At 38.1% G+C, this 21,392-nt stretch carries 21 protein-coding genes, 1 pseudogene and 1 other annotated feature; of the genes and pseudogenes, 14 read left to right on the top strand and 8 right to left on the bottom strand.

The genetic code is table 11. The features are described from left to right. Nucleotides 1-118: 118 nt before the first annotated feature. From uvrB to ACXYSN_RS03010, 6 genes are all read left to right on the top strand, one after another. Nucleotides 119-2,107, top strand: a complete 1,989-nt coding sequence (gene uvrB, locus ACXYSN_RS03035) for an excinuclease ABC subunit UvrB (RefSeq protein WP_458636107.1) — start codon at nucleotides 119-121, stop codon at nucleotides 2,105-2,107. 42 nt (nucleotides 2,108-2,149) lie between these two features. Further along, a complete protein-coding gene (locus tag ACXYSN_RS03030; RefSeq protein WP_458636106.1) occupies nucleotides 2,150-3,019 on the top strand; it encodes a hypothetical protein in 870 nt (289 codons plus the stop codon). A 93-nt stretch (nucleotides 3,020-3,112) separates the two neighbouring features. Beyond that, a complete protein-coding gene (locus tag ACXYSN_RS03025; protein ID WP_458636105.1) occupies nucleotides 3,113-3,664 on the top strand; it encodes a hypothetical protein in 552 nt (183 codons plus the stop codon). Beyond that, nucleotides 3,661-4,161: a hypothetical protein gene (locus ACXYSN_RS03020; protein WP_458636104.1), complete on the top strand. Its 501-nt coding sequence runs from the start codon at nucleotides 3,661-3,663 to the stop codon at nucleotides 4,159-4,161. The genes ACXYSN_RS03025 and ACXYSN_RS03020 overlap by 4 nt, the downstream gene beginning before the upstream one ends. Nucleotides 4,162-4,163: 2 nt before the next feature. Then, nucleotides 4,164-4,598 (top strand): hypothetical protein, encoded by a 435-nt coding sequence (locus ACXYSN_RS03015; protein WP_458636103.1) that lies wholly within the window; start codon nucleotides 4,164-4,166, stop codon nucleotides 4,596-4,598. 19 nt (nucleotides 4,599-4,617) lie between these two features. Then, the gene (locus tag ACXYSN_RS03010; RefSeq protein WP_458636102.1) at nucleotides 4,618-5,085 is read left to right on the top strand and encodes an NUDIX domain-containing protein; all 468 of its coding nucleotides are present in this window, start codon (nucleotides 4,618-4,620) and stop codon (nucleotides 5,083-5,085) included. Here ACXYSN_RS03010 and ACXYSN_RS03005 read toward each other — a convergent pair. Both ACXYSN_RS03005 and ACXYSN_RS03000 read right to left on the bottom strand, forming a co-directional pair. After that, nucleotides 5,082-5,597 (bottom strand): 3H domain-containing protein, encoded by a 516-nt coding sequence (locus ACXYSN_RS03005; protein WP_458636101.1) that lies wholly within the window; start codon nucleotides 5,595-5,597, stop codon nucleotides 5,082-5,084. The genes ACXYSN_RS03010 and ACXYSN_RS03005 overlap by 4 nt on opposite strands. An 11-nt stretch (nucleotides 5,598-5,608) precedes the next feature. Beyond that, a complete protein-coding gene (locus ACXYSN_RS03000; RefSeq protein ID WP_458636100.1) occupies nucleotides 5,609-6,136 on the bottom strand; it encodes an ECF transporter S component in 528 nt (175 codons plus the stop codon). A 640-nt stretch (nucleotides 6,137-6,776) separates the two neighbouring features. Further along, nucleotides 6,777-6,912: a sequence feature (ribosomal protein L10 leader region), on the top strand. A 38-nt stretch (nucleotides 6,913-6,950) separates the two neighbouring features. Between ACXYSN_RS03000 and rplJ the strand changes: the two genes are divergently transcribed. Together rplJ and rplL are read left to right on the top strand one after the other, a co-directional pair. Beyond that, on the top strand, nucleotides 6,951-7,451 hold the full coding sequence (gene rplJ, locus ACXYSN_RS02995; RefSeq protein ID WP_049530475.1) for a 50S ribosomal protein L10: 501 nt from the start codon (nucleotides 6,951-6,953) through the stop codon (nucleotides 7,449-7,451). 75 nt (nucleotides 7,452-7,526) lie between these two features. Further along, a complete protein-coding gene (gene rplL, locus ACXYSN_RS02990) occupies nucleotides 7,527-7,895 on the top strand; it encodes a 50S ribosomal protein L7/L12 (RefSeq protein WP_001196964.1) in 369 nt (122 codons plus the stop codon). Between the two features lie 416 nt (nucleotides 7,896-8,311). Here rplL and ACXYSN_RS02985 read toward each other — a convergent pair. Next, nucleotides 8,312-8,425, bottom strand: a pseudogene (locus tag ACXYSN_RS02985) (helix-turn-helix domain-containing protein); the annotation flags it as partial. A 187-nt stretch (nucleotides 8,426-8,612) separates the two neighbouring features. On the opposite strand from ACXYSN_RS02985, the gene ACXYSN_RS02980 reads away from it, so the two are divergent. The 5 genes from ACXYSN_RS02980 (at nucleotide 8,613) to ACXYSN_RS02960 (ending at nucleotide 14,114) form a co-directional block, all read left to right on the top strand. Continuing rightward, on the top strand, nucleotides 8,613-10,166 hold the full coding sequence (locus ACXYSN_RS02980) for a BCCT family transporter (RefSeq protein ID WP_458636099.1): 1,554 nt from the start codon (nucleotides 8,613-8,615) through the stop codon (nucleotides 10,164-10,166). Nucleotides 10,167-10,175: 9 nt separating this feature from the next. After that, on the top strand, nucleotides 10,176-10,298 hold the full coding sequence (locus ACXYSN_RS02975) for a hypothetical protein (protein WP_458636098.1): 123 nt from the start codon (nucleotides 10,176-10,178) through the stop codon (nucleotides 10,296-10,298). A 373-nt stretch (nucleotides 10,299-10,671) separates the two neighbouring features. Continuing rightward, on the top strand, nucleotides 10,672-11,589 hold the full coding sequence (gene glyQ, locus ACXYSN_RS02970; protein WP_000038760.1) for a glycine--tRNA ligase subunit alpha: 918 nt from the start codon (nucleotides 10,672-10,674) through the stop codon (nucleotides 11,587-11,589). 209 nt (nucleotides 11,590-11,798) lie between these two features. Next, on the top strand, nucleotides 11,799-13,835 hold the full coding sequence (gene glyS, locus ACXYSN_RS02965) for a glycine--tRNA ligase subunit beta (RefSeq protein WP_458636097.1): 2,037 nt from the start codon (nucleotides 11,799-11,801) through the stop codon (nucleotides 13,833-13,835). Between the two features lie 21 nt (nucleotides 13,836-13,856). Further along, nucleotides 13,857-14,114 (top strand): DUF896 family protein, encoded by a 258-nt coding sequence (locus tag ACXYSN_RS02960; protein ID WP_235084062.1) that lies wholly within the window; start codon nucleotides 13,857-13,859, stop codon nucleotides 14,112-14,114. Between the two features lie 84 nt (nucleotides 14,115-14,198). Here ACXYSN_RS02960 and ACXYSN_RS02955 read toward each other — a convergent pair whose 3' ends face one another. Genes ACXYSN_RS02955 through ACXYSN_RS02945 form a run of 3 tightly spaced genes read right to left on the bottom strand, consistent with a single transcriptional unit; the run spans nucleotide 14,199 to nucleotide 17,005 of the window. Then, complete coding sequence (locus ACXYSN_RS02955; RefSeq protein ID WP_441348318.1) at nucleotides 14,199-15,428, bottom strand: NAD(P)H-dependent oxidoreductase; 1,230 nt, start codon at nucleotides 15,426-15,428, stop codon at nucleotides 14,199-14,201. A gap of 17 nt (nucleotides 15,429-15,445) precedes the next feature. Next, entirely contained in the window at nucleotides 15,446-16,051 is a 606-nt protein-coding gene (locus tag ACXYSN_RS02950; RefSeq protein WP_006150642.1) for an NADPH-dependent FMN reductase, read from the bottom strand. A 33-nt stretch (nucleotides 16,052-16,084) separates the two neighbouring features. After that, nucleotides 16,085-17,005: an FAD:protein FMN transferase gene (locus ACXYSN_RS02945; RefSeq protein ID WP_458636096.1), complete on the bottom strand. Its 921-nt coding sequence runs from the start codon at nucleotides 17,003-17,005 to the stop codon at nucleotides 16,085-16,087. A gap of 314 nt (nucleotides 17,006-17,319) precedes the next feature. On the opposite strand from ACXYSN_RS02945, the gene nox reads away from it, so the two are divergent. Further along, nucleotides 17,320-18,699 (top strand): H2O-forming NADH oxidase, encoded by a 1,380-nt coding sequence (nox, locus tag ACXYSN_RS02940; protein ID WP_458636095.1) that lies wholly within the window; start codon nucleotides 17,320-17,322, stop codon nucleotides 18,697-18,699. A gap of 100 nt (nucleotides 18,700-18,799) precedes the next feature. On the opposite strand, the gene ACXYSN_RS02935 is transcribed toward nox, so the two are convergent. Both ACXYSN_RS02935 and ACXYSN_RS02930 read right to left on the bottom strand, forming a co-directional pair. Then, on the bottom strand, nucleotides 18,800-19,648 hold the full coding sequence (locus tag ACXYSN_RS02935; protein ID WP_303943719.1) for a YitT family protein: 849 nt from the start codon (nucleotides 19,646-19,648) through the stop codon (nucleotides 18,800-18,802). A gap of 62 nt (nucleotides 19,649-19,710) precedes the next feature. Further along, on the bottom strand, nucleotides 19,711-21,363 hold the full coding sequence (locus ACXYSN_RS02930) for an Rqc2 family fibronectin-binding protein (protein WP_458636094.1): 1,653 nt from the start codon (nucleotides 21,361-21,363) through the stop codon (nucleotides 19,711-19,713). Between the last annotated feature and the right edge of the window lie 29 nt (nucleotides 21,364-21,392).

Below are 21,392 nucleotides of genomic sequence, written 5' to 3'. Positions count from 1 at the left end.
TTTATATTTATATGTTAGAAGATATAACATATAATAAAGTGAGGTGGTCTGTTGAGAAACAGAAACTCTTTCCTTTTTATGGTAAAATAGAAGGATAGAAAATGTGTATGAGGCTATTATGATCAATAGAATTACAGACAATAAATTTAAACTAGTATCTAAATACCAACCGTCTGGGGATCAACCGCAGGCTATTGAGCAGTTGGTAGATAACATCGAGGGTGGTGAAAAAGCTCAAATCTTGATGGGGGCGACTGGTACAGGGAAAACCTATACCATGAGTCAGGTGATTTCCAAAGTTAATAAACCAACTCTAGTCATCGCCCACAATAAGACCCTAGCAGGCCAGCTCTATGGGGAGTTCAAAGAATTTTTCCCAGAGAATGCTGTCGAGTATTTTGTTTCCTACTATGATTATTATCAGCCTGAGGCTTATGTGCCATCTAGCGATACCTACATTGAGAAGGACAGCTCTGTTAATGACGAGATTGATAAGCTTCGTCACTCAGCAACATCAGCTCTATTAGAACGCAACGATGTCATCGTTGTCGCATCTGTTTCTTGTATCTATGGGTTGGGTTCTCCTAAGGAATATGCTGATAGTGTGGTGAGTCTGCGACCAGGACTTGAGATTTCTCGTGACAAACTTTTGAATGACTTGGTTGATATTCAGTTCGAACGTAATGATATTGACTTTCAACGTGGGAAATTCCGTGTACGTGGCGATGTGGTAGAGATTTTCCCTGCTTCGCGTGATGAACATGCCTTCCGGGTTGAGTTCTTTGGGGACGAGATAGACCGCATCCGTGAGGTTGAAGCTCTAACTGGTCAAGTCCTTGGTGAAGTGGACCATTTGGCGATTTTCCCAGCCACTCACTTTATGACCAATGACGACCACATGGAAGTAGCTATTGCTAAGATTGAGGCTGAGTTGGAGGAGCAGTTAGCTATCTTTGAGAAGGAAGGTAAGCTCCTTGAAGCCCAGCGTTTGAAACAGCGTACGGAGTATGATATTGAGATGCTCCGTGAAATGGGTTATACAAATGGTGTCGAAAACTACTCCCGTCACATGGATGGACGAAGCGAAGGAGAGCCTCCGTATACGCTTCTTGATTTCTTCCCTGATGATTTTTTGATTATGATAGATGAGAGTCATATGACCATGGGGCAAATTAAAGGGATGTATAATGGAGACCGTTCTCGTAAGGAAATGTTGGTTAATTATGGTTTCCGTTTACCTTCTGCCCTAGACAACCGTCCTCTTCGTCGGGAAGAGTTTGAAAGTCATGTTCACCAGATTGTCTATGTATCAGCGACACCTGGAGATTATGAGATGGAACAAACGGACACCGTGATTGAGCAAATCATCCGTCCAACAGGTCTTTTGGATCCAGAAGTGGAAGTGCGACCAACTATGGGACAGATTGATGACCTCTTAGGTGAAATCAATGCCCGTGTTGAAAAGAACGAGCGTACCTTTATTACTACCTTGACCAAGAAAATGGCAGAAGATTTGACTGACTATTTCAAAGAAATGGGCATCAAAGTCAAGTACATGCACTCGGATATCAAGACCTTGGAGCGAACGGAGATTATTCGTGATTTGCGTCTTGGCGTTTTTGATGTCTTAATCGGGATTAACCTCCTTCGTGAAGGGATTGACGTTCCAGAGGTAAGTTTGGTTGCCATTCTTGATGCTGACAAGGAAGGTTTTCTCCGAAATGAACGTGGTCTAATCCAAACCATTGGTCGTGCAGCCCGTAATAGTGAAGGTCATGTCATTATGTATGCTGATACTATGACTCAATCTATGCAAAAAGCCATCGATGAAACGGCTCGTCGTCGTAAGATTCAAATGGCCTATAATGAAGAGCATGGTATTGTTCCCCAAACCATCAAGAAGGAAATCCGTGACCTGATTTCTGTTACAAAAGCTGTGGCTAAGGAAGAAGATAAAGAAGTCGACATCAATAGCCTTAACAAACAAGAACGCAAAGAATTGGTGAAAAAACTGGAAAAACAAATGCAAGAAGCTGTCGAAGTGCTTGACTTCGAGTTGGCAGCGCAAATCCGTGATATGATGTTGGAAGTGAAGGCTTTGGATTAGGGGAAATGAATTTTAAATATGTTTAACTAGGAGAATGTAGTAATGAAAAAAGCATTAGTGTTGAATTTCAGTTTTATCGCGATTATCCTCTCAGCCTGTTTTATAAGTTTTGTAGTCATTTTAGTAGTTAACTTTCATAATACTTTTTCTGGACCAAATCAAAAAGATATTGAGACGGCAGCAAGCAGAACACTGAATTTATATGGTTTTAAAGGTGATGTGAAGGTTACGAAGTTTTCTAGATATAGATGGCCTTCTGAAGATTATGAAATTGAATATGATTACACTGAAGAGGTTAATGGTAGGAAAATCACTGTAAGTGACAGTTTGATTTATTTTCCTAAATCTCCAGGAAGCTCTAAGCGGACGAGTGAAGAACTAGCCTACGATGGAACTACTAAAACGATGTTACGAGAATTCTCTGGTATAGCTGATCAATTACTCAATCAACATCCATATAGTGTGTCTAACAAAGAAAAGGTAGAGAGTTTTTTCAAGCAATATGAAAATTCCAACTTGGAATTCGTAAATAGTTACTGGAGTGTCGATGAGAGTGCCCAAAATATTGAAGAATATTACGCTCTAATAGAAAAGAATCGTAAAGAAGGGAAAGCTTTTCAGGGGTTATATGATATTCCTATTGATGAATTTCTAGAAAAAGGAATTATTAAAGGAAGTATTAGATACAAAGACACGGTTTTAGAAGAGGGTGAAAAAGATTATTTTGATAGTGAAGGTGGAGTGACAGAATTTATTTCAAATGGGATTGATAGTGCAGAGTTGCCAGATGCCATTTATACTGTCTCTTACTACTATGGTGCTAAAGGTTATCGTTCAGGAAGCAGTGTCTCTTTAAAAATTCAGAATCATAAACTTATAAGTTACGAAAAAAACAGAACTGGTAGGATTTAGCTGATAAAATTAAACTTATCAGATTGTATCTCAAAAATGAGATTATAATATAAATATCTTTGAACAGTTATTAACACGAAAGATTAAGAAACGATGAGTAAGAATGACAGTACACAGAAAACATCAAAAAAACACTATAAGCAAAATCAAAAAATAAGCTGGCTGGATAAAGTAAAATTGTGGTTGCTACAGCATTCAAAAATAGCTTTTCTATTAGATAGTAGTATATTTTTCTTATCAGCTTTTGGGATAATCTATTTGTTGTTTGGGACAACTCTTGTTCCAAAACCATATCAAAACCTCAATTATGTCTTTCCACTTTATATGAATCTAGTATTCTTAGTGAATATACTTTATCAGGGTATTTTTAGAGATAATTTCGATGGAATGACTAGAGTCCAAGATTTTGCAAATCCATTCTTGTACCTGAATGGAGTAGGTTTTCTGTTTCACTTATTTTTTGGAATAATGGGTCGAAATAGAAAGAGTATTCCTCCCTTGCTAACTGTAGACCGCCGCTACATCTGGTTTCCTATTCTTACCTATGTAATCTTCTTTCTTGTGGCTATGTTGATCATTTTAATTTCCAAGCATCTTGATAACAAAAAGAGAGAAGAAGAAAATGGGGAAAATCCACTCAAATGAAAAATAATCAAAGAAAATCAAATACAAAAAAGAATCTATCAAGGAAAGAAAGTTTTCAGTCCTGGCTAGATTATCATAAAATTATAGGCTTTTTCCTGATCCTTGGTCTCATCTTAGGAATAGGAATAGGTATCAATCTTATTTTTAATAGTCTTCCTATTCCGTCGCCCTATAGAAATATCAATTATAGTTTTCCATTATATTTAAATCTTTTTTGTCTGGTATATCGATTATTTGACTATTGGTTCCTAGACTTGTCTGGGTCAAGGATGACAATAAAAAGATATGCAGATTTATTTATTTATCTTAATAGTATCGGTTTAGTGGCCCATCTCTTTATCGGGGTTGGTGGAAAAAATAGTAAAGGGATTTTGCCATCTCTATTATCCCTAGATCACCGCTATATTTGGTTTCCTATTGCAACCTATCTGATCTTTTTCAGTTTGGCATTTATTATAACTCTAGTAATGAAATATATTGAAAAGAAAAGGAGTTAATCATGACGAAACATCTAACTGTTTTTAGAATTATTTACCTTTTGTTCCTGGTATTTGTACTGATTCATTTTATCTTAGGTTTGTTCGGTTTAGCTTTTACACCTATCGTGTGGAATATCTGGTTTTTTGCCCTTGGCTTAACCTTGTTTATTCATCCATGGACAATCTTCTATAAAACTAGAATTTTTCAATGGCATCATCTTATTTTTCAGGCTCTCAGTGGTTTTTTTGCACTTTTAATCTGGTTGATGATATTCTTTTTCCTATCTTTCATTCCAGACTCATCGATTCCTGTCAGTATAGACTATCAAGTTAATACTAAAGACAAGGAGATAAGGATTAATAGAGGATCTTTTCTTGATGATATTCGAGAATATCACGACTGGATTAATCCTTTGATTATGAAATCTAAAGTTAAGTATAAGATAGAAAATTAAACATTAGAAAGTGGGTCCTATGTCTCGAGCACAATTAACCATTCTTACCAATATTTGTTTGATTGAAGACCTTGAAAAGCGGCGCGTGGTTATGCAGTATCGATCACCTGAAACCAACCACTGGTCTGGCTACGCTTTTCCAGGAGGTCATGTTGAAAATGGAGAGGCTTTTGCAGAATCTGTTATTCGTGAAATATACGAGGAAACAGGTCTGACAATCCAAAGTCCTCAACTGGTTGGCATTAAAAATTGGCCTTTAGATTCGGGTGAACGCTATATTGTTTTTTGTTACAAGGCGACTGAGTTTACTGGCACTCTCCGTTCTTCAGAAGAAGGAGAAGTTTCCTGGATACAAAAAGACCAGATTCCAAATTTGGATCTGGCCTATGATATGTTACCTTTGATGGAGATGATGGAAGCTCCAGACAAGTCTGAATTTTTCTATCGTCATCGTACAGAAGACGGATGGGAAAAGGAAATATTTTAGTCTTTTACCAAATATCCTAACTTGTCCAAGGCCTTCTCGATATAGAGGAGGTCTTGTTCGTTTTCAGCTTCGACTAGGTGATAATGGACGCCATCTGTTAATTCAGAAAGTGATCTAAAGTCAGAGCGTTCGACTTGCTCTAAAAAATGCTGAACGTCACGGCGACAAGAGAGTTTGAGCAAGGTTTCAATTTCCCCGTAGACAGGATGATCAATCAAGGTATTCTGAACACGTCCCCCGTTATCGACGATAGCTAGAAGTTCTTGCTCCATATCTTCCTCTTTGTGTTTAACCTTAAAGAGTTTGTGAACAAAAGGATTGGCTTTATTTTCTTTATAAATATAGCCACGATTGGTTGATAGAATGGGAGCCCCATTAGCACGCAACACAGCGATATCCTGGACAATGATCTGTCGAGTCACGTGAAAATATTCTGCTAAACTTTGGCCATTCATTGGCTTTTGAGCTTCTTTTAAGAGTTGAATAAGCGATTCTTTGCGGTCTTTAGTCATGATTTACTTTCTTAATGGCGTTTTTTTAGTGCTTTATAAACAGCTAATGCTAAGTAATAGTCTATCATACTATGAACAATAGTTCCAAAACCAACTAATACAAAGAGAACATAGAACATATTTTTTAAGTCTGTTCCTGTACTAGCATAGAAGATGATACAAGCAAAGACTTCCGCGATAGCATGTACTATACCAAGTACAAAGTTAAAAATCAAGGAAGATTTCTTGTTGTCCAAGGTTTGAGGATGTTTTTGAAGGTAGAAAGCTCCCAGGGTTCCAAAGAAGATATGAGAGAAGGCGCGAAGTACGATGACAATTGGATAACCCGCTAGCAGGAAGCCGATACTAGAAGCAATGATGACAAAAATTGCCATCCAAGGCGAGAGAAACATAGCGATAAAAATAGCTACGTGACTTCCAAGAGTGTAGGAAGCGGGTGGGATAACGATTTTAAATGGCATCACTATAGGAATCAAAATAGCGATAGCTGTCAGCAATGCGGTTAAAGTCATGAATTGGGTTTTCTTTTTTGTATTCATAATAACTCCTTTTATCTGTATATACTGTTGTATAGTACACTATATATTTTTCCCCGTCAAGAGAGAAATTGAATTTTGAGGAAAAAATAGTTAAAATAAAGTAAAGTATCTTAGAAAGAGCAGAGAGTCAAGATGATAGATATTCTTTATCCAATTTTTATCATTCATTTTATATCTAAGCAGAAAAAAATAGGATTCCAAGTATCAAAATTCACAACATTTACAGCCTATAGTTTTTTGATTATATCTTTAATTAGAATTGCATTTGGATCCTTAGGACTATTCCTTTTCTCGATTCCCATATTCGGTTTCCTCTATTTTGCAGTTATAGGTGAAATTCTTTTTCATATTAGCATCATTTACGGAATCATTTTACTTTTCTTGTCCTTAACTTGTTTCTTAGACAGTCAAAAAAGTAATCAGGATATCCAAATAACAGAAAATTCTCCATTTATATTTCATGTGTTAATGTTGATCTTTCATGCGCTCTTAATCTATACTACCTTGGTACCAATCTTTTCCATTCAATGATAAAATCTAATTATTTTATTCCATAAACATCAGTAGAAGCAGGACAAAAAATAATCAATTTTTTTTACAAAAAGACTTGCTTTGAAGTAACAAGTGTGATATACTTATAAATGGTTTGAAAAAACTGCCTAAGACAGTAGGGGAGCTCGACTCATAAATATCCTACCGAGGACAAAACGTATCATGTAAAAAGAAGCGTATTGTACTTTCGTGTCTAGGTTTGGGCGCGTTTTTCTTTTGGAAAAATTCCCCAAGCAAAATAATTACGGAGGTGAACACACTAATGAGTGAAGCAATTATTGCTAAGAAAGCGGAACTAGTTGACGTAGTAGCTGAGAAAATGAAAGCTGCTGCATCAATCGTCGTTGTAGACGCTCGTGGTTTGACAGTTGAACAAGATACAGTTCTTCGTCGTGAGCTTCGTGGAAGCGAAGTTGAGTATAAAGTTATTAAAAACTCAATCTTACGTCGTGCAGCTGAAAAAGCTGGTCTTGAAGATCTTGCATCTGTTTTTGTTGGACCATCTGCAGTAGCATTTTCTAACGAAGATGTTATCGCACCAGCGAAAATCTTGAACGACTTTGCTAAAAACGCTGACGCACTTGAAATCAAAGGTGGTGCAATCGAAGGCGCTGTCGCATCAAAAGAAGAAATCGTTGCTCTTGCAACTCTTCCAAACCGCGAAGGACTTCTTTCTATGCTCCTTTCTGTACTTCAAGCGCCAGTGCGCAACGTTGCTCTTGCAGTCAAAGCGGTTGCAGACAACAAAGAAGACGCAGCTTAATCTTAAGCTACGCAGTGTAGCCTAGCTACAAAAAATATAAAAATTAAAATATAAACTTATTTGGAGGAAATAACAATGGCATTGAACATTGAAAACATTATTGCTGAAATTAAAGAAGCTTCAATCCTTGAATTGAACGACCTTGTAAAAGCTATCGAAGAAGAATTTGGTGTAACTGCAGCTGCTCCTGTAGCTGTTGCTGCAGCTGGTGCTGCTGACGCTGGTGCTGCTAAAGACTCATTTGACGTTGAATTAACAGCTGCTGGTGACAAAAAAGTTGGCGTTATCAAAGTTGTACGTGAAATCACTGGTCTTGGACTTAAAGAAGCTAAAGAACTTGTTGATGGTGCACCAGGTGTCATCAAAGAAGGCGTTCCAACTGCAGAAGCTGAAGAAATCAAAGCTAAATTGGAAGAAGCTGGAGCTTCAGTTACTCTTAAATAATAGAGTAACGCAAATTGAATGCGAAAGCCTAGTATATTAAGGTTAAGAATTGCTTAAGGTGATTTAAATCTTAATAGGGGACTTATTCCCCACCAAATCCCCGCCAAGATCTAACTTGGCGGGGATTTTTTTCTACAACAAAATAGGCTCCATAATTCCTATGTTAGTTTTAGTCTAAATAGAAATTATAGAGCCTTTTTTCTAAATCCAATCATCGCCTTCAACTGGTGCATAAGCCCACCACACCCAGGCTAAACCAAGATCAGTAGCTTGAATATTATTATTTTGAATAGTAATTAAATTATGCTGAAGTGCAAAATCAATGTATTCATCTTATTGATTTCTTTTATCAGCATAACCTTCTTCAATTAATTTTGAGATTGATTCAGGTAAACTCACGTAATCTAAAAAACTAGTATGGTAGACTTATGAACGCCAAGTTTACTTGCAATTTGGCAAGATTTTAAACCTAAATCCAAGTAAGTTTCTATCTTTATTCGGTCGGTTATGGTAAGATGGGAGTAGCTCATAGTTTTTCCTCGGGTTCTGTTTGTGTGGTTACTTACAGTTTACACCAATGAAACGCTATGAGTTTTTTTGTTGCACTATATTTTACAATTTATCGTATAAATTAAACAATTGTGTTATAATGAAACTATATAGAATTTTAAATTTTCTCAAAAACCTTCTATAACTAAGAACACATAAGGAGGTAAAATGGTGAAGCGTTCTAAAATAACAAAAGTTTTTCAGCTTTCACTCGTTATCATATTTATTTTAGTCTTGTTAGGGCTCTTTGTTCCCCAGCAGTTTCAAAATATTAGTTCTTATTTAAAAAATCTCTTAACAACTAGTGTTGGCTGGTTTTACTTGTTATTGGTTACGGGGATTTTAGTTTTTTGTGTCTTTTTAATTGTAAGTCCGATAGGGCAGATTCGTTTGGGTAATCCCACGAGTCGGCCAGAGCATTCGACGACGTCATGGATTGCCATGATGTTTTCTGCTGGAATGGGGATTGGTCTGGTCTTCTATGGGGCAGCAGAGCCTTTGAGTCACTTTGCTATCTCGACGCCCAATGCAGAAATAGGCAGTGCGGATGCTCTTGCAGATGCTTTTCGTTTTACTTTTTTTCACTGGGGATTTCATGCTTGGGCGGTCTATGCCCTGGTGGGATTGTCTTTGGCTTATTTTGGCTTTCGTAAACGGGAGAAATATCAGCTCTCAGTCGTCTTTAAGCCTCTTTTTGGAAAATATGCGGACGGACCAATAGCAACCATTATCGATACCATCACCATTATTGCGACAGTGATTGGAGTAGCGACAACGCTCGGCTTTGGTGCCTCACAAATCAATGGTGGTCTCTCCTATGTCTTTGGTATTCCTAATAATAGTCTTGTGCAAGTCATCATTATCATCATTGCGACAATTCTTTTTCTTATTTCTGCCTTATCAGGTTTAGGAAAGGGTGTTAAAATCCTATCTAATACAAACTTGATTTTAGCTGTTGTCTTGCTTGCTGGAGTCATAGTTTTGGGGCCAACGATTAAGATATTTGACACCATGACAGACTCTATCGGCCTTTATTTTCAAAACTTCTTCCGTATGAGTTTTCGAGCGGCGGCTTTTGATGAGACCAAGCGGGATTGGATTAACAAATGGACCATTTTTTACTGGGCATGGTGGATTTCCTGGTCACCTTTTGTGGGCGTCTTTATTGCCCGTATCTCAAAAGGTCGGACTATTCGCGAATTTTTGACAGTAGTGCTTTTGGCACCAACAGTCCTTAGTTTTATCTGGTTTTCTGCTTTTGGTACCTTATCTACTTCACTACAAGATTCGGGGGTTGATTTGATACGTTTTGCCACAGAAGAAATTCTTTTTGCCTCTTTTAATGAATATCCTCTGGGAAGTGTCCTTTCACTCCTGGCAATTACTTTAGTTTTAACCTTCTTTGTGACCTCGGCGGATTCTGCCACCTATGTTTTGGCCATGTTGTCTGAAGATGGCGATCTAAATCCAAGTAATCGTAAAAAGGTGGTTTGGGGTGTCATGCTGGCCTTGATTGCTATTGCACTCATGTTTTCTGGTGGATTGACAGCTTTACAAAACACGCTCATTATTGTCGCTTTTCCATTTTCCATAGTACTAGTGTTGATGACGTGGTCGCTTATGAAAGAGTTATATCACGAAAAAGAGCAAATGGGACTTGCCATTACACCAGACCGATATCCAGAGAAGAATCAACCGTTTAAATCTTATGAGGAAAATTAGGAGGATGGCATGGAGTTAAGAGTGCTTCGTTATTTTATTACTATTGCTGAAGAGGGGAGTATCTCCAAGGCATCTGAGAAGCTGGAGCTTCAGTTACTCTTAAATAATAGAGTGACTACATTTGTAGCTTAAAAATATGATTAAACCACTATTCTTAGGAGTAGTGGTTTTTCTTTTGTTCGAAAAGTGTTACAAGAACAATAGTTGTTCTATCTTTAGATTATTTAGTAGTGATTCCTTATGTAAAAAATTTACTTTTTAATTCCTTTCTGTTATAATAGATGGCAAGAAAGAATATCTTATCAGTAGATCCTAAGCGAGCCTGTGGTAGTGGGAGTCAGGTGGTTAAGAGATAAGTGTGGCGCTTTTGGTATTTTAATAAAAGTAATGAAGTAATAAATTAGGGTGGAACCGCGTTTCTGACGCCCCTAGGTCACAGACTTAGGAGCAGAGACTCGGTTCTTTTTGTATCCAAAGTCGTTAGAATTTAAAAAAGGAGTAGAAGATGTCTAAAAAATTGACTTTCCAGGAAATTATCCTTACTTTGCAACAATACTGGAATGACCAGGGTTGTATGCTGATGCAGGCTTATGATAACGAAAAAGGTGCAGGAACCATGAGCCCTTACACTTTCCTACGTGCTATTGGTCCTGAACCATGGAACGCAGCCTATGTAGAGCCATCTCGTCGTCCAGCAGATGGTCGTTACGGGGAAAACCCAAACCGTCTTTACCAACACCACCAATTCCAAGTGGTTATGAAACCATCACCTTCAAATATCCAAGAACTCTACCTTGAGTCGTTGGAGAAATTGGGAATCAATCCTTTGGAACACGATATTCGTTTCGTTGAAGATAACTGGGAAAACCCATCAACTGGTTCAGCTGGTCTTGGATGGGAAGTATGGCTTGATGGTATGGAAATCACTCAGTTCACTTACTTCCAACAAGTAGGTGGTTTGGCAACAGGTCCTGTTACTGCTGAGGTTACCTACGGATTGGAACGTTTGGCTTCTTATATTCAAGAAGTAGACTCAGTTTACGATATTGAGTGGGCTCCAGGAGTGAAATACGGAGAAATCTTCCTTCAACCAGAATATGAGCATTCAAAATACAGCTTTGAAGTTTCTGACCAAGATATGCTTCTTGAAAACTTCGAAAAATTTGAAAAAGAAGCAGGACGTGCTTTGGAATTGGGACTTGTACACCCAGCCTATGATTACGTTTTGAAATGTTCACATACCTTCAACTTACTTGATGCTCGTGGAGCGGTATCAGTTACAGAACGTGCCGGCTACATTGCTCGCATCCGTAACTTGGCTCGTGTCGTAGCCAAAACCTTCGTTGCAGAACGCAAGAAACTCGGCTACCCACTTCTAGATGAAGCCACACGCGCAAAACTCTTAGCAGAAGAGGAAGAATAAAGAGAGCGTATTAGATGGGATTGACTGATAGAGCAATCCTACAGAACCAGTTGCCGCAGTGATAATGGTCTCGTTAGAGGAACTAACGAGACCAGGAAAAATTGGAGACTTTAGGCTCCAATTTTAGCAATGAAACGACGAAGTCGGTTGCTTGCGTGCCAATCACATAAGGCAAACTGGAAAAAAAGATATTTTTCGGAGAAAAAAACATGACAAAAAACTTATTAGTAGAACTAGGACTCGAAGAGTTACCAGCCTACGTTGTCACACCAACTGAAAAACAACTAGGTGAAAAAATGGCAGCTTTCTTAGATGAAAATCGCCTTTCATACGAAGGAATTCAAACTTTCTCAACACCACGTCGTTTGGCTGTTCGTGTACTTGGTTTAGCAGACCAACAAACAGATTTGACTGAAGATTTTAAAGGACCTTCAAAGAAAATCGCCTTGGACGCAGATGGGAACTTTTCTAAAGCTGCTCAAGGATTTGTCCGTGGAAAAGGCTTAACTGTGGATGATATTGAATTCCGTGAAATTAAAGGTGAAGAATATGTCTATGTAACCAAGCATGAAGCTGGAAAACCTGCTGAAGAAGTGTTGACAGGAATTCCAGAAGTATTGGCTAGCCTTAGCTTCCCAGTAAGTATGCACTGGGCAAATAATACCTTTGAATACATTCGTCCGGTCCATACATTGATAGTCCTTTTGGATGATGAAGCTCTTGATATGGACTTTCTAGATATTCATTCGGGACGAATTAGCCGTGGACATCGTTTCCTCGGACATGAAGTTGAAATTCGTCATGCTGATAGTTACGAAGAAGATTTGCGTAAAGTTTATGTCATTGCTGATAGCATTGAACGCGAAAATATGATTCGTGAACAAATCAAGGCTATTGAAGTAGAACAAGGTGTTCAAGTTCAGGTTGATGAAGGTCTTTTAAATGAAGTTTTGAATTTGGTTGAATACCCAACTGCCTTCATGGGGAATTTTGATCCTAAATATCTAGAGGTTCCAGAAGAAGTTTTAGTTACTTCAATGGAAACTCATCAACGCTACTTTGTAGTCCGTGATCTTGAAGGAAATCTAAAACCAAACTTTATTTCTGTTCGAAACGGTAATGCAGAGCATTTGGAAAATGTTGTTCGAGGGAATGAGAAAGTCTTAGTTGCACGTCTTGAAGACGGAGAATTCTTCTGGCGTGAAGATCAAAAATTGAAAATTGAAGATTTAGTAGCTAAACTATCACATGTAACCTTCCATGAAAAGATTGGTTCATTACGTGAACACATGATCCGTACAGGACAAATTGCTATTCTATTAGCAGAAAAAGCTGGCTTATCAGTAGATGAAACTGTTGATCTTGCACGTGCTGCAGCTATTTATAAGTTTGATCTCTTAACTGGTATGGTAGGTGAATTTGATGAGCTTCAAGGGGTCATGGGCGAGAAGTATGCTCTTCTTGCTGGGGAGAACGCAGCAGTGGCACAAGCTATTCGTGAACACTATCTTCCGGATTCGGCTGACGGAGCTCTTCCTGAGTCTAAAGTCGGAGCTATTCTTGCACTAGCTGATAAATTAGATACTCTCTTATCTTTCTTCTCGGTTGGCTTGATTCCATCAGGTTCAAACGACCCATATGCTCTTCGACGTGCAACACAAGGAATTGTTCGAATCTTGGAAGACTTTGGTTGGAAGATTCCAATGGACGAATTGATTGCGAGCCTTTATGCCTTATCATTTGAAAGTCTAACTTATGATAATCAAGAAGAAGTGCTTAACTTCATTAAAGCTCGTGTTGATAAGATGATGGGTTCTACTGCAAAAGATATCAAAGAAGCTGTTCTCGCAAGTTCGAATTTTGTTGTTTCTGATATGATTGAAGCTGCAGAAGCTTTAAGCGAAGCTGCAAATACTGAAGATTACAAATCATCAGTTGAGTCTCTATCTCGTGCCTTTAATCTAGCTGAAAAAGCAGATGGTTTGCTTAAAGTTGATGCAAGTCTTTTTGAAAATGAACAAGAAAAAGAACTTGCTCAAGCAGTAGAAAGTCTTGAATTGAAAGGTTCAGCTAGTGATAAATTAACGCAACTATTTGCTCTTAGTCCAGTAATTGATGAATTCTTTGACAATACCATGGTTATGGCAGAAGATGTTGATGTGAAGAACAACCGTTTAGCTATCCTTGCTGTACTTGTTAATAAAGCAAAAACAGTAGCTGCTTTCAATCTTCTCAATACAAAATAAAAATAAATTGGAGGTCCAAATATGACACCAGAAAAAATCGCTCGTATTAATGAGCTTGCTAAAAAGAAAAAAACAGAAGGGTTGACTGCGGAAGAAAAAGTAGAACAAGCCCAACTTCGTGAAGAATACATTGAGGGATATCGTCGAGCAGTTCGTCACCACGTTGAAGGAATTAAAATCGTGGATGAGGAAGGAAATGACGTGACACCTGAAAAACTTCGACAAGTGCAACGCGAAAAAGGTTTACACGGTCGAAGTCTAGACGATCCCAATTCATAAGCTAAATAAAACCTCGGTTAGTGTCTGCTAACCGAAGTTTTTTATATTGAAAAAAGGAACCATTTGGTTCCTTTGGGTTATTTTTTAGTTACTTGCACCAGAAGTAGCATCAGCATCACTATGTCCTCCAGCGTCAGATGCACCAGAAGTAGCATCGGCATCACCATGTCCTCCAGCAGGAGCAAATGGGCCGCTACCTCCTACCAAACGTTGACCGGTTTCTTTCAAGTACCAATCAAGCCATGGTTGGAAGTTAAAGACAATTTCATTGATACCAGCATATGATCCATCAGGATAGTACATAGCTTGGTAGTTGTGAGTATTGATAACACCTGCAGGTGAACCAGGAACAATTGTACGTACGTATTCTTGGTTGCCATTGCGAAGTGTTCCGATAACCCACTCTACATTTTTCATACGTGCTGGAGGGAGTGAACCATGAATAGTAGACATACGACCGCCTGATTGGGAAGGAACTCGCTTCGCAAACATAGTATTAGGGTCTTGGTGGGCATTGTTATAGTAGAGGAATTGATTGTTATCGTCAGCGTATGTCAATTCAAAAGGCATAGCTTTCAAGAACATATCAATCTGGTTAACAGTCAAGATACCATGGTCAAGTTTAACATATGTATCACCTGAAACAGCACCTGTGATTTCTGCAACTTTTTCTACCCAGTTTGGATCGTCTGGATCAACCTCTGTAATAGTTGTAGCGATTGGTTTGCCACAATCCAAGTCTTCTGGTTCAATTGGTTTTGGTTTTTTCAATTTAGAAACGACTCCTACGTATTTGACAAAGTTATCTAAGCAAGTTTCAAGGAATTTAACTGTTCCTTCGTTAATAATGTTTCCATTAGCGTCAAAAGCTTCTTTAGCTTTTCCAAGGAGGAATTCATTACCTGGCAATGTGTAGGCATTCACTCCTGGTGCATCAAGAATTTTACGAAGGTGAACTTGAGCACGTGAAGTTCCTTGGTCATAGTATGATGCACCCACAATCATAACTGGTTTGTTTTCAAATGGATGAACTTCAAATGAAAGCCATTCAAGTACAGACTTAAGTGAAGCAGAAATAGTGTGGTTGTGTTCAGGAGTTGCAATGATTACACCATCGGCACGAGTAATTTTGTTGTAAAGAAGGCGCAACTGGAAGCTGTCATCCCATTTTTCGTCTTGGTTAAACATTGGAACTTCATCGATTTCCAAAACTTCTAGTTCAAATTTAAATTTAAACTGACGGCGGATGAATTCCAAGAGTTTGCGGTTATATGATTGATCATAGTTTGATCCAACAAGTCCAACAAATTTCATTCTTTCGATCTCCTATCTTACAATTTTTCCCAGTCAAAGTCTTCAGCATCTTTGCGAAGAAGTTCTTGAGCGTTACGCAATTTTTCAGTAACTTTAACAAAGATACGGAAGTCATCAAAGATGGCATCCAATTTCTTGATAACATCAAGATCTACCAAGTCACCATTCTGATCAAATGCTTGAAGAGAATGAGAAAGCAAGAATTCATCTGGGAGAACATTTGCTTTGATTTCAGGAGCATTTAGAATTTGACGAAGTTGCAATTGAGCACGTGAAGAACCAAGTGTACCGTATGAAGCACCTGTAATCATAACAGGTTTGTTCAAAAGTGGGAATACACCATATGAAATCCAAGCAAGAGCGCTCATAAGAACAGCTGGGATTGAGTGATCGTATTCAGGTGTACCGATAATAACTCCATCAGCAGCTTCGATTTTAGCAGCGATTTCCGTAGCTTCAGCTGGGATTTGTTTGTCAGCTGGTTTGTTAAATACAGGTAGATCTTTAATTTCTACCAATTCGATTTCTGCTTTGTCAGCAAAGTGTTTCTGCATATATTGAAGCAGTTGGCGGTTTGTGGAACGTTTTGAGTTTGTTCCTACAATAGCAATAAGTTTAAGCATGGGCTTTCCTTTCTCTTTTGCATTATTAATTAATTACCGTTGGATACCAGATGAACAAGCGACATGTCCATCTTTGTCAATGAGGATGGCTTCGATACCATCAATATTTTCGACTTGCCACATAATAGAGGCGCTACGTTCGCCAAACAAACGAGTGGTCCATATCTCACCGTCGACTGAACGGTCAGATACAATGGTTAAACTGGCTAAATCCGTTTCAATGGGATAACCTGTCTCACTATCAAAAATGTGATGATAATCCTTGCCGTTGATTTCAAGATGCCGTTCATAAATCCCAGATGTAACCACTGATTTTCCAGTAATAGACAAGGTCATCAGGTGATTACCGCGTGGATTATTTGGATCTTGAATGCCGATTTGCCACGGACGTCCATCTTTTGATTGGTTGTTCCCAATTGTGAGGATGTTTCCTCCAAGATTGATAAGAGCAGAGGTGACACCTTTTTCTCTCAGGAAAGCAGCAACCTTATCTGCACTATAGCCCTTCGCTAAACATCCTAAGTCAATTTTCATTCCCTTTTTTTCTAGGAAAACTGTGGAATGTATTGAATCGAGTTTGATATAACTGGGGTTTATCAATGGTAGAACAGAAGTTATCTCTTCAGGACTAGCAACCTTTGCGTCGGAAAAACCAATACGCCAGGTTTGAATCAAAGGCCCGATACTAATATTGAGATGACTTTTAGGTGCCAGACTGTGTTCTAAACCTAATGAAATCAGTTCAAGCAAATCAGGGTGGACTTTAACTGGGGCAATACCTGCCTGATAGTTAATTTCCATTAATTCAGATTCAGCACTATTGGCATTAAACCGAAATTCAAGCTCTTTAAGCAAATCAAAAGCTTGTCTGAGCAGACAATCAGCCCGATCATGTACTAAGGAAATGGAAATTGTAGTTCCCATTAGTCGTTCAGAAGATGAACAGAAAGGCAAAAAACTAACTCCTTTCAAGTCAATTGGAAATAGTTGTAAATCCTGTCATGAAAGTAACTTTGAGATTTATATTTTATTCCCGTATAAATAGAATATCATAAAGTCAGCGTTTTCACAATTTATTTTTTTAAAAAAGTCAAGAAAAATGCTTAAAAACATAATTATGAAAAATAATACTCTTGATAAGTTTTTTTTATAATAAATTAATATTTAATTCTAGTCAAAATTAAGTAATTTCAAACAAAAAAACTTGTAAACGCTAACAGAAAGTGTTATAATACTTAGGAAAAAAAATTAAAGGTAGGATTTATCTTATGAGTAAAATCGTAGTTGTGGGTGCTAACCACGCTGGAACTGCATGTATCAACACTATGTTGGACAACTTTGGAAGCGAAAACGAGATCGTTGTATTTGACCAAAACTCAAATATTTCATTCCTTGGATGTGGAATGGCTCTTTGGATCGGTGAGCAAATCGACGGTCCTGAAGGCTTGTTCTACTCTGATAAAGAAACGCTTGAAGCTAAAGGTGCGAAAATTTACATGAACTCACCTGTACTTTCAATCGACTACGATAACAAAGTTGTTACTGCAGAAGTTGAAGGAAAAGAACACAAAGAATCATACGATAAGTTGATCTTTGCTACTGGTTCTACACCAATTTTGCCTCCAATTGAAGGTGTTGAAATTGTTAAAGGTAACCGTGAGTTCAAAGCAACTCTTGAAAACGTACAATTTGTTAAGTTATACCAAAATGCTGAAGAAGTTATCAACAAACTTGCTGATAAGAGCAAACACCTTGAACGTATCGCTGTAGTTGGTGGTGGTTACATTGGTGTTGAGCTTGCTGAAGCTTTCGAACGTCTTGGAAAAGAAGTTGTCCTTGTTGATATCGTTGACACAGTATTGAACGGATACTATGACAAAGACTTCACACAAATGATGGCTAAAAACTTGGAAGACCACAACATCCGTTTGGCTCTTGGACAAACTGTTAAAGCTATCGAAGGTGAAGGTAAAGTTGAACGCTTGGTAACTGACAAAGAAACATTTGACGTTGATATGGTTGTTCTTGCAGTTGGTTTCCGTCCAAACACTGCTCTTGCTGACGGTAAGATCGAACTCTTCCGTAACGGTGCCTTCCTTGTTGACAAGAAACAAGAAACATCAATCCCAGGTGTATACGCTATTGGTGACTGTGCGACTGTTTATGACAACGCTCGTAAAGACACTAGCTACATCGCACTTGCTTCAAACGCTGTTCGTACTGGTATTGTTGGTGCTTACAACGCTTGTGGACATGAACTTGAAGGAATCGGTGTTCAAGGCTCAAATGGTATCTCAATCTATGGTCTCCACATGGTTTCAACTGGTTTGACACTTGAAAAAGCAAAAGCTGCAGGCTACAATGCAACTGAAACTGGATTTAACGACCTTCAAAAACCAGAATTTATGAAACATGATAACCATGAAGTTGCTATCAAGATTGTTTTTGATCGCGACAGCCGTGAAATCCTTGGTGCTCAAATGGTATCTCGCGATTCAGCAATCAGTATGGCTATCCACATGTTCTCACTTGCTATCCAAGAACATGTTACAATTGATAAATTGGCATTGACTGATCTATTCTTCTTGCCACACTTCAACAAACCATACAACTACATCACAATGGCAGCATTGTCAGCTGAAAAATAATATCTATTAAAACAGAAGAGCATGCTCTTCTGTTTTTTTGTATATTGAAATAAAAAAGCAATCCTATGATTAGGTTGCTTTTCTGTTTTAAATTGCTAGTTTACCTTGGGTCAAATGTAAATCCTTCCCCTAGGATTTCATGGGCTTCAGTAATAGTGATAAAAGCCATAGGATCTACAGAATGAATCATTTCTTTCATCTTAACCATTTCATTTCTAGCTACAATACAGTAGACAATCTTTAAATCGTTTTTACTGTAGTAACCTTGACCGGAGATAAAAGTTACACCTCGACCAAGTTCATCATTAATTTTATCAGCTAGTTCCATTGGCTTTTGTGTGATAATCATGAAGCCTTTACCAGCATAACCACCCTCTCCAATCAAATCGATAACTCGAGATACTATAAAGTCGAATAGAAGAGTATAGGTTACTAAACGTAGATCTTGGAAGATAATTAAAATTAGCATAAGAATGAAGAAGTCTAAGCCAAAAAGTAATTTTCCGACTGAAATATTGGTATATTTATTAAGGATACGAGCGACGATATCAGTACCACCAGTTGTTCCACCCGCGTTGAAAATAACACCAAGTCCAACACCTAGGAGTACTCCTGAGACCAAAGCTACGATAACTAAATCACCTTCAAGATTAAACTGAAGAGGAATCTTCTCAAAGATAGCTAACCAGACGGAGACGGCAATGGTTCCAAGTAGACTGGAATATAGTGATCTTAGTCCAAAAATTTTCCAAGCGAGAATAAAGAGCGGGATGTTAATGATGATGTTCATCAATGAGATAGGGATATTAAAGAGATAGTAGGTAATCAAGGTAATCCCTGTGGCTCCACCTTCAAATAAATGATGTGGGACTACAAAATATGTGAGTCCGAATGCGAAGATAGCAGCTCCGAATATGATAGTTATTGTTGATTTAATATGCCGTAGCATAGAGCTCCCTCCTATTTTTGTACAAAAATGAAGTAGTAAGAGTTGGACTATAAGAATTTATTTTACAGTTTCATGGAATGAATCTTATCAGGATCAGGTGTGACACGAAGCGTTTTTTGACCAGTATAAGTCACGAATCCTGGTTTTCCGCCAGTTGGTTTATTAAGCTTTTTAACCTCAATCATGTCAACTTGAACGAGATTTGAGAGGCGTCCTTTCGAATAGTAGGCTGCAAGTTCTGCAGCATCCGTCTTGACTTCGTCAGAAGGATTCAGATTTCCTGAGATAACAACATGACTTCCAGGAATATCTTTAGCATGGAACCAAAGTTCCTCTTTGCGTGCTATTTTAAAGGTCAACTCTTCGTTTTGAAGATTGTTTCGTCCAACGAGAATAATGGTTTTACCATCGCTAGCCAGATATTTTTCTGGTTTTTTACGCTTTTGGATTTTCTCTCGTTGACGTCTTCTGATGAATCTAGTTTGGATTAATTCCTCACGAATTTCAGCAATCTCATCTAGCCCAGCTTGGTTTAGAACAGTTTCTACGCTTTCCAGATAAAGAATAGTAGCCTTGGTTTCCTCTATCAACTCTGTCAGATATTTAACAGCCTCTTTTAACTTCTGATATCGTTTGAAGTATTTTTGCGCATTCTGATTAGGTGTCAATGCTTTATCAAGAGCGATAGTGATGGGTTGATTGGTATAGTAGTTATCTAAGACGACTTGGTCTTGGTCGTTTGGGACTTGATGAAGGAAAGTCGTTAGTAACTCCCCTTTTTGTCTGAATTCTTCCGCATTTTCGGTAGCCTGAAGTTCTTTTTCTTGTTTCCTAAGTTTTTGGCGATTTTTTTGTAGTTCATTTTCAACACGACGAATGAGTTCACTAGCCTGTTGTTTGACACGGTCGCGCTCAGCCTTATCTTTGTAAAAAACATCAAGAAGTTGAGATAAGCTTGAAAAATGTCCTTCAATTTTAGTTGAAAAAGGGACACAAGAAAAAGACTTATCTGTTAGGCAAGGTTTAGTTTCTTGCTTAAAAAAGTTACGGAAATTAGAAAGTTTATCATTAACTAATAAATTTTCCAATTCATTCGCCGTATCACGACCTAGTCCTTGAAACAGACTTTGAATGTTTCTCGCTGTTAATTCCTGTGTTTGTAGGATTTCAAAAAGTTTTTCATCCTTAATGGTAAAAGGATTGAGGGCCTCTGTACTTGGTGGGGCTATGTAAGTTGCACCAGGTAGGAGTGTACGGTAACTATTTTGAGAGAAACCAATGTGCTTGATAACCTCAAGAACTTTGTTGCTAGACTTATCTACGAGGAAGATATTACTATGTTTACCCATAATTTCAATGATGAGGGTGGCTTGAATATCGTCTCCAATCTCATTCTTGTTAGAAACAGTGATTTCAACGATTCGATCGTTCTCAATCTGCTCGATAGACTCGATAACAGCACCCTGTAAATATTTCCTTAAAACCATGATAAAGGTAGAAGGTTGAGCAGGGTTTTCAAAGGTCGTTTCTGTCAACTGGATGCGTCCAAAAACAGGGTGAGCAGAAAGGAGCAGACGATGACTTTGGCGATTGCTACGGATTTGTAAGACCAATTCTTGGTCAAAGGGTTGATTAATTTTTTGAATGCGACCGTTTAGTAGTTCAGCTCGCAATTCCTCAACCATGTGGTGTAAAAAAAATCCATCAAATGACATGGTTCTCTCCTTATGAATGTATTCCATAG

This window comes from Streptococcus sp. V869 (genome assembly GCF_054353515.1).
The sequence above is the reverse complement of the archived record's forward strand: the minus strand, read 5'-3'. Positions and strand labels throughout refer to the sequence as shown.

Coding starts and splice junctions, on each gene's coding strand:
- uvrB (WP_458636107.1), top strand. CDS start 119: ATGATCAATAGAATTACAGACAATAAATTTAAACTAGTATCTAAATAC.
- ACXYSN_RS03030 (WP_458636106.1), top strand. CDS start 2,150: ATGAAAAAAGCATTAGTGTTGAATTTCAGTTTTATCGCGATTATCCTC.
- ACXYSN_RS03025 (WP_458636105.1), top strand. CDS start 3,113: ATGAGTAAGAATGACAGTACACAGAAAACATCAAAAAAACACTATAAG.
- ACXYSN_RS03020 (WP_458636104.1), top strand. CDS start 3,661: ATGAAAAATAATCAAAGAAAATCAAATACAAAAAAGAATCTATCAAGG.
- ACXYSN_RS03015 (WP_458636103.1), top strand. CDS start 4,164: ATGACGAAACATCTAACTGTTTTTAGAATTATTTACCTTTTGTTCCTG.
- ACXYSN_RS03010 (WP_458636102.1), top strand. CDS start 4,618: ATGTCTCGAGCACAATTAACCATTCTTACCAATATTTGTTTGATTGAA.
- ACXYSN_RS03005 (WP_458636101.1), bottom strand. CDS start 5,597: ATGACTAAAGACCGCAAAGAATCGCTTATTCAACTCTTAAAAGAAGCT.
- ACXYSN_RS03000 (WP_458636100.1), bottom strand. CDS start 6,136: ATGAATACAAAAAAGAAAACCCAATTCATGACTTTAACCGCATTGCTG.
- rplJ (WP_049530475.1), top strand. CDS start 6,951: ATGAGTGAAGCAATTATTGCTAAGAAAGCGGAACTAGTTGACGTAGTA.
- rplL (WP_001196964.1), top strand. CDS start 7,527: ATGGCATTGAACATTGAAAACATTATTGCTGAAATTAAAGAAGCTTCA.
- ACXYSN_RS02980 (WP_458636099.1), top strand. CDS start 8,613: ATGGTGAAGCGTTCTAAAATAACAAAAGTTTTTCAGCTTTCACTCGTT.
- ACXYSN_RS02975 (WP_458636098.1), top strand. CDS start 10,176: ATGGAGTTAAGAGTGCTTCGTTATTTTATTACTATTGCTGAAGAGGGG.
- glyQ (WP_000038760.1), top strand. CDS start 10,672: ATGTCTAAAAAATTGACTTTCCAGGAAATTATCCTTACTTTGCAACAA.
- glyS (WP_458636097.1), top strand. CDS start 11,799: ATGACAAAAAACTTATTAGTAGAACTAGGACTCGAAGAGTTACCAGCC.
- ACXYSN_RS02960 (WP_235084062.1), top strand. CDS start 13,857: ATGACACCAGAAAAAATCGCTCGTATTAATGAGCTTGCTAAAAAGAAA.
- ACXYSN_RS02955 (WP_441348318.1), bottom strand. CDS start 15,428: ATGAAATTTGTTGGACTTGTTGGATCAAACTATGATCAATCATATAAC.
- ACXYSN_RS02950 (WP_006150642.1), bottom strand. CDS start 16,051: ATGCTTAAACTTATTGCTATTGTAGGAACAAACTCAAAACGTTCCACA.
- nox (WP_458636095.1), top strand. CDS start 17,320: ATGAGTAAAATCGTAGTTGTGGGTGCTAACCACGCTGGAACTGCATGT.
- ACXYSN_RS02935 (WP_303943719.1), bottom strand. CDS start 19,648: ATGCTACGGCATATTAAATCAACAATAACTATCATATTCGGAGCTGCT.
- ACXYSN_RS02930 (WP_458636094.1), bottom strand. CDS start 21,363: ATGTCATTTGATGGATTTTTTTTACACCACATGGTTGAGGAATTGCGA.